This is a genomic window from Xinfangfangia pollutisoli (genome assembly GCF_020179405.1).
In the GTDB taxonomy this organism is placed as follows: Bacteria; Pseudomonadota; Alphaproteobacteria; order Rhodobacterales; family Rhodobacteraceae; genus Pseudogemmobacter; species Pseudogemmobacter pollutisoli.
Window position 1 is genome coordinate 1 of the sequence record NZ_JAICBZ010000139.1, and the last position, 5263, is coordinate 5263.

At 68.4% G+C, this 5263-nt stretch carries 8 protein-coding genes; 6 read left to right on the top strand and 2 right to left on the bottom strand.

The features are described 5' to 3' along the window. Both K1Y73_RS21160 and K1Y73_RS21165 read right to left on the bottom strand, forming a co-directional pair. The coding region (locus K1Y73_RS21160) for a GNAT family N-acetyltransferase (RefSeq protein ID WP_225030363.1) at positions 1-462 on the bottom strand (462 nt) is incomplete at its 3' end. A 98-nt stretch (positions 463-560) separates the two neighbouring features. Continuing rightward, a complete protein-coding gene (locus K1Y73_RS21165; protein ID WP_225030365.1) occupies positions 561-1067 on the bottom strand; it encodes an outer membrane protein assembly factor BamE in 507 nt (168 codons plus the stop codon). 180 nt (positions 1068-1247) lie between these two features. Here K1Y73_RS21165 and K1Y73_RS21170 point away from each other — a divergent pair, with 180 nt between their 5' ends. From K1Y73_RS21170 to K1Y73_RS21195, 6 genes are all read left to right on the top strand, one after another. Then, on the top strand, positions 1248-1826 hold the full coding sequence (locus K1Y73_RS21170; protein ID WP_225030367.1) for a YceD family protein: 579 nt from the start codon (positions 1248-1250) through the stop codon (positions 1824-1826). Between the two features lie 180 nt (positions 1827-2006). Continuing rightward, positions 2007-2213 (top strand): 50S ribosomal protein L32, encoded by a 207-nt coding sequence (gene rpmF, locus K1Y73_RS21175; protein WP_225030369.1) that lies wholly within the window; start codon positions 2007-2009, stop codon positions 2211-2213. A gap of 26 nt (positions 2214-2239) precedes the next feature. Then, entirely contained in the window at positions 2240-3388 is a 1149-nt protein-coding gene (gene plsX, locus K1Y73_RS21180) for a phosphate acyltransferase PlsX (protein ID WP_404819119.1), read from the top strand. Beyond that, positions 3385-4356, top strand: a complete 972-nt coding sequence (locus tag K1Y73_RS21185) for a beta-ketoacyl-ACP synthase III (RefSeq protein ID WP_225030370.1) — start codon at positions 3385-3387, stop codon at positions 4354-4356. The genes plsX and K1Y73_RS21185 overlap by 4 nt, the downstream gene beginning before the upstream one ends. Positions 4357-4459: 103 nt before the next feature. Next, positions 4460-4762 carry an integration host factor subunit alpha gene (gene ihfA / locus K1Y73_RS21190; RefSeq protein WP_225030373.1) on the top strand — a complete coding sequence of 101 codons (303 nt, stop codon included), beginning with the start codon at positions 4460-4462 and terminating at the stop codon, positions 4760-4762. Positions 4763-4774: 12 nt separating this feature from the next. After that, positions 4775-5263: MerR family transcriptional regulator (locus tag K1Y73_RS21195; RefSeq protein WP_225030375.1), on the top strand; the 489-nt coding region annotated here is incomplete at its 3' end.

The following is a 5263-nucleotide window of genomic DNA, read 5'->3' on the forward strand; positions in this document are numbered from 1 at the left end:
CGGCGCGGGGCCCAGATGGCCGGCCGCCAACAGCGCCAGCGCGGCGCGGTGCGGCCGCCAGTCGGTGCCCGGGAATGAGGTGCAGCCGGTCATCAGCCCGGCCCCTGCCCCGTCGACGATCCGCGTCATCGCGGCCCAGGCCAGCCGCAGCGCATCGGCATCGGCATGGGCCGGATCCAGGCAGAACCGCCCCATCTCGGCCACCGGCCCCGGCCAGAAGGCCAGGGGCGCCAGATCGTAGAAGCCGCCGGCATAGCTTTGCCCCAGCGCCGCACCCGAGGGCAGCAGCAGCACCCGGTAGCACAGCGCCAGCGCGCCCTCGGCGGTTTCGATCATCACATGCCGGCAGAGATCGTCAAACCCGTCGCGATCGCTGACCCCGGGCCCGCGCCCGAAGGCCCGCGCCCGCAGCGAAAGAACGCGGTCCAGATCCGCCTCGGATCCGGCCAGACGGGCCAGCACTCTGCCGCGCCGAAATGGCTGCACCGAACCCTTCCCCCGCGCCCCAGCGCCTGCCCTGCCGGGCGGGACGACCAAGCGCCCGCCCCGCGCGAAAAGGCCTAGTCGTTGACCAGCTGATCCAGCCGGATCTGGCCGAAATTCGACAGAAGCTGGCGGATGAAGCCCACGCCCTTCACATTGGTTTCGGTGACCCTGCGCGAGATTTCGATCACCCGGCCATCTTCCAGACCGTAGCGGGCGATGTTCTCGACCGTGCCGCGGTCGCTGAAGGTCACGGCCAGGACCTGGCGTTCGATCTCTTCCGGCTGGCGGGGGCCTACGGTCTTGAAGCGGCTTTGCACATAGTACCAGCCCTGATCGTTCAGCAGCCCCTCGGCAGAGGGGCGACCGATCTTCTCGGCCACCGTCTCACGCGTGTCGACGCCAACCTTGATCTGGGCCAACTCGTCCTCGGCGGGCACATAGCCATGGTTGCGATAGATCGCCGTGCAGGCAACCGCCAGCAGGCACAGCGCCGCCACGACCAGCCTGACCCCCGGGATGGACCGGCCCGCGCCCCCGGCGTTGCCGCCCTGGCGCCGCGCGCCCTGTTCCCTTACCGCCATTCCTGCCCCATCTTCTTCGGCCAGATCGCGCCGGCCCTGCATATCCGCGGCCCTGCGGCCCGGATTGACCCTTGCGCCTTGGGATAGCAGATGCCACGCCCTATGTTCAAGAACGGACCGCGTGCGCCCCGGCGCCGCATCTTCCCGCCGCCTGTCTTCCTGTCGAGCCGAACCGGACCCATGACCAAAGCCGAAGCCGAACCGCCCGCCCCCGCCTATCGCACCGGTGCCCTGCCGCATCGCAAATCCACCCATTTCGCCTGGGAGGCCGGCCCCGAGGCGCGCGCGGCGCTGGCGCGGTCGCTGGATCTGCCGGCCATCGCCCGGCTGCGCTTTGCCGGCGAGATCCGCCCCGAGGGGCGCGAGGATTTCGCCCTGACCGCGCAGCTTTCCGCCGATGTGACCCAGGCCTGCGTGGTGACGCTGGCCCCGGTGCCGGCGCGGATCGACGAGCCGGTGCTGCGCCGCTATCTGGCCGATTATGTCGAACCCGAGGGCGACGAGGTGGAACTGTCCGAAGATGACAGCGTCGAGCCGCTGCCCGAGCGGATCGACATTGCCGAGGTCGCCCGCGAGGCGCTGGCCCTGGCCCTGCCGCCCTATCCGCGCGCGCCCGATGCCGATCTGGGCGAGGCGGTCTTCGCCGGCCCCGGCGTCGCCCCCCTGCGCGATGCCGATCTGCGCGAGACCAGCCCCTTCGCCGCCCTGCAGGGCCTGGTCGGCGGCGGCAAGAGCGGCGGCGATGACGAACCCGGCTGAAACCGGCGCGTCCGGGCCAAACGCGCGGAAAAGATACGGAAACCCCCTTGCGCCCGATGGGAATCCGAGTATGTTCCGCGCCTCATTCAAGCTGCGGTTCCGCCGCGGCCGGACAAGTGCCGGTCAAGCGAATCGCAAAGGAAATCAGGGGCCTGTCCCCTCTAGCCCCGAGGTCGAGACATGGCTGTCCCGCAGAACCGAGTCACCCGTTCCCGCCGCAACATGCGCCGCGCCCATGATGCGCTGGTCGCTGCGAACCCCAATGAATGCGCGAACTGTGGCGAGCTGAAGCGCCCGCACCACGTTTGCCCGGCTTGCGGTCACTATGACGCGCGCGAAGTCGTGGCCGTGGCCAAGGAAGTCGACATCGACGAAGACGCGGCATAAGCCCCGCTTTCGCGGCCGCCTGAACCATGGCAAGCGATAGCAGCGACAAGCTCGCCCTCTCCATGGTCTCCGCGCAGGGCCGCGAGCCCGTCGTGATTTCGGTTGACGCCATGGGCGGCGACCGTGGGCCGGCTGCTGTTGTGGCCGGCCTTGTGCTTGTTCTGCGCGACCATGACGATCTGCATGTGATCCTGCATGGCGACGAGGCGCAGATCGCGCCCCTGCTGGCGCGCGAACCCGCGCTGCGCGGCCGCGTGACGCTGCGCCATTCCGACCGCGTGGTGACCATGGGCGACAAGCCCAGCCAGGTGATGCGCCATGGCCAGGGCACCTCGATGTGGTCGGCGATCGACTCGGTCAAGGAAGGCGAGGCCCGCGTCGCGGTGTCCTGCGGCAATACCGGCGCGCTGATGGCGGTGTCGATGCTGCGCCTGCGCAAGCTGCCCGGGATCAACCGCCCCGCCATCGCCTGCCTCTGGCCCAGCCGCAGCCCCCAGGGCTGGAGCGTGATGCTGGATGTCGGCGCCGATATCCGGGCCGATGCCGAAGACCTGCTGCAATACGCGATCATGGGCGCCGCCTATGCCTCGGATGCGCTGGCGCTGGATCTGCCGAAGGTCGGGCTGATGAATGTCGGCACCGAGGAACACAAGGGCCGGCCCGAGCTGAAGGAAGCGCATGAGCTGCTGACCCGTGCGGCGGGCGCGGCGGCGGGCTTCGACTATGTGGGCTTCATCGAAGGCTCGGACCTGCCCTCACCGCATGTCAACGTCATCGTGATGGATGGCTTCACCGGCAATGTCGCGCTGAAGACCGGCGAAGGCACGGCCAAGCTGGTGGGCGATTTCCTGCGCGAGGCCTTCTCGGCCGGGATCCTGTCGCGCTTCGCGGCACTTCTGGCGCTGAACTCGTTGAAACGGCTGCAAAAGCGCATCGACCCGCGCCGGGTGAATGGCGGGGTCTTCCTGGGGCTGAACGGTGCGGTGGTGAAATCCCATGGCGGCGCCGATGCCACCGGGGTTGCCGCGGCGGTGGGTCTGGCCCATCGGCTGGCGCGCAGCGGCTTTACCGAAAGACTGGCGGCGCGGGTTGCATCCGTCGCCGCAGCCGGGCAGGATGCCGCGGCAGTGGAGCCCGCCGAACAGGCGCGCGCAGGGAGCGATCCGCAAAGATGACGACACGCGCCGTGGTCAGGGGCGTCGGGCATTATCTGCCTGACCGCATTGTAACCAATGCTGAATTCGAAAAGTCGATCGACACCTCGGATGAATGGATTCGCACCCGCTCGGGCATCGAGCGGCGGCATTTCGCGGCCGAAGGCCAGACCACCTCGGATCTGGGCGCGCGCGCCGCGCGGGCGGCGCTGGCCGATGCGGGGCTGGAGCCTGACGACATCGACGCGATCGTGCTGGCGACCTCGACCGCCGATCTGACCTTTCCGTCGGCCGCCACCATGGTGCAGGCCGCCCTCGGGATGACCCGCGGCTTCGCCTATGACGTGCAGGCGGTTTGCGCGGGCTTCGTCTTCGCGCTGGCCAATGCCAATGCGATGATCCTGTCGGGCCAGGCCAGGCGCGTGCTGGTGATCGGGGCCGAGACCTTTTCAAAGCTGATGGACTGGACGGATCGCGGCACCTGCGTGCTGTTCGGCGACGGCGCCGGCGCGCTGGTGCTGGAAGCGGCCGAAGGCGCGGGCACCACGGCCGATCGCGGCATTCTGTCGACCGATCTGAATTCCGACGGCCGGCATCGCAGCATTCTCTATGTCGATGGTGGCGTCTCGACCGGCACGGTTGGGCATCTGCGGATGGAAGGGCGTGAAGTCTTCCGCCATGCCGTTGAAAAGCTTGCTGAAACTGCGCATGCCGCGCTGGAGAAGCTGGACCTGTCGGGCGAGGATGTCGATTGGATCGTGCCGCATCAGGCCAATATCCGCATCATCGAGGCCACCGCGCGGCGCATGCAGGTGCCGATGGAGCGGGTGGTGGTGACGGTGCAGGATCATGGCAACACCTCGGCCGCCTCGATCCCGCTGGCTTTGTCGGTCGGCAAGGCGCGCGGCCAGATCAAACAGGGCGACCTTCTGGTGGCCGAGGCGATCGGCGGCGGGCTGGCCTGGGGATCGGTCGTCCTGCGCTGGTAAAACCCGCTGCGACGGCGCATGAAGCCGCCGCTCCAAGTCTTTGATATTGACTCGGAAAATCTTCGCGCCCAATCTGCCCCAATAGCACCAGGGGGGATGACGGATGAGCGAGAAGACCCTGACCCGAATGGACCTGACCGAGGCCGTCTTCCGAGAGGTCGGGCTCAGCCGCAATGAATCGGCCGATCTGGTCGAATCCGTGCTGCAGCACATGTCCGACGCCCTGGTCGAGGGCGAGACGGTCAAGATTTCGTCCTTCGGGACGTTTTCGGTTCGGGCCAAATCGGCCCGGATCGGCCGAAACCCGAAGACCGGCGACGAAGTGCCGATCTCGCCGCGCCGGGTGCTGACCTTCCGGCCCTCGCATCTGATGAAGGATCGCGTCGCGGCGGGGAAGAAGAAGTAAGGATACGCCCGTATGGACAAGTCTCCCGAAGCCTTCCGCACCATATCCGAGGTGGCCGAGGCGCTGGAGACCCCGGCCCATGTGCTGCGGTTCTGGGAAAGCCGATTCCCGCAGATCCGGCCGGTCAAGCGGGCCGGCGGGCGGCGCTATTACCGCCCGTCGGATGTGGCCCTGCTGTCAGGGATCAAACGGCTTTTGCATGACGAGGGCATGACGATCCGCGGCGTGCAGAAGATCTTGCGCGAACAGGGCATCCGCCATGTCTCGGGCCTGATCGAGGACGAGGTCAGCGCCGAGGAAATCGCCCTGGGCGCCGCGATGGCCGAGCTTGACCCAGGTGCGGCGGCCGAGGCCGAGATCGAGGCCGAGATCCTGTCCGATGCGCCCGGCGGGCCCGAAGCGGCAACCGCGGCGGCGCTGGAAGCGGCCCTGGCGCAGGAAGCCGCGCGGGGCGATCCGGTGGTGATCCCGCTTTATCCCGCCGCCCTGCGGGCCGAGCCG

Bases quoted from the DNA above. Each gene is read 5' to 3' on its own strand.
- K1Y73_RS21165 (WP_225030365.1), bottom strand. From the start codon at position 1,067: ATGGCGGTAAGGGAACAGGGCGCGCGGCGCCAGGGCGGCAACGCCGGG.
- K1Y73_RS21170 (WP_225030367.1), top strand. From the start codon at position 1,248: ATGACCAAAGCCGAAGCCGAACCGCCCGCCCCCGCCTATCGCACCGGT.
- rpmF (WP_225030369.1), top strand. From the start codon at position 2,007: ATGGCTGTCCCGCAGAACCGAGTCACCCGTTCCCGCCGCAACATGCGC.
- plsX (WP_404819119.1), top strand. From the start codon at position 2,240: ATGGCAAGCGATAGCAGCGACAAGCTCGCCCTCTCCATGGTCTCCGCG.
- K1Y73_RS21185 (WP_225030370.1), top strand. From the start codon at position 3,385: ATGACGACACGCGCCGTGGTCAGGGGCGTCGGGCATTATCTGCCTGAC.
- ihfA (WP_225030373.1), top strand. From the start codon at position 4,460: ATGAGCGAGAAGACCCTGACCCGAATGGACCTGACCGAGGCCGTCTTC.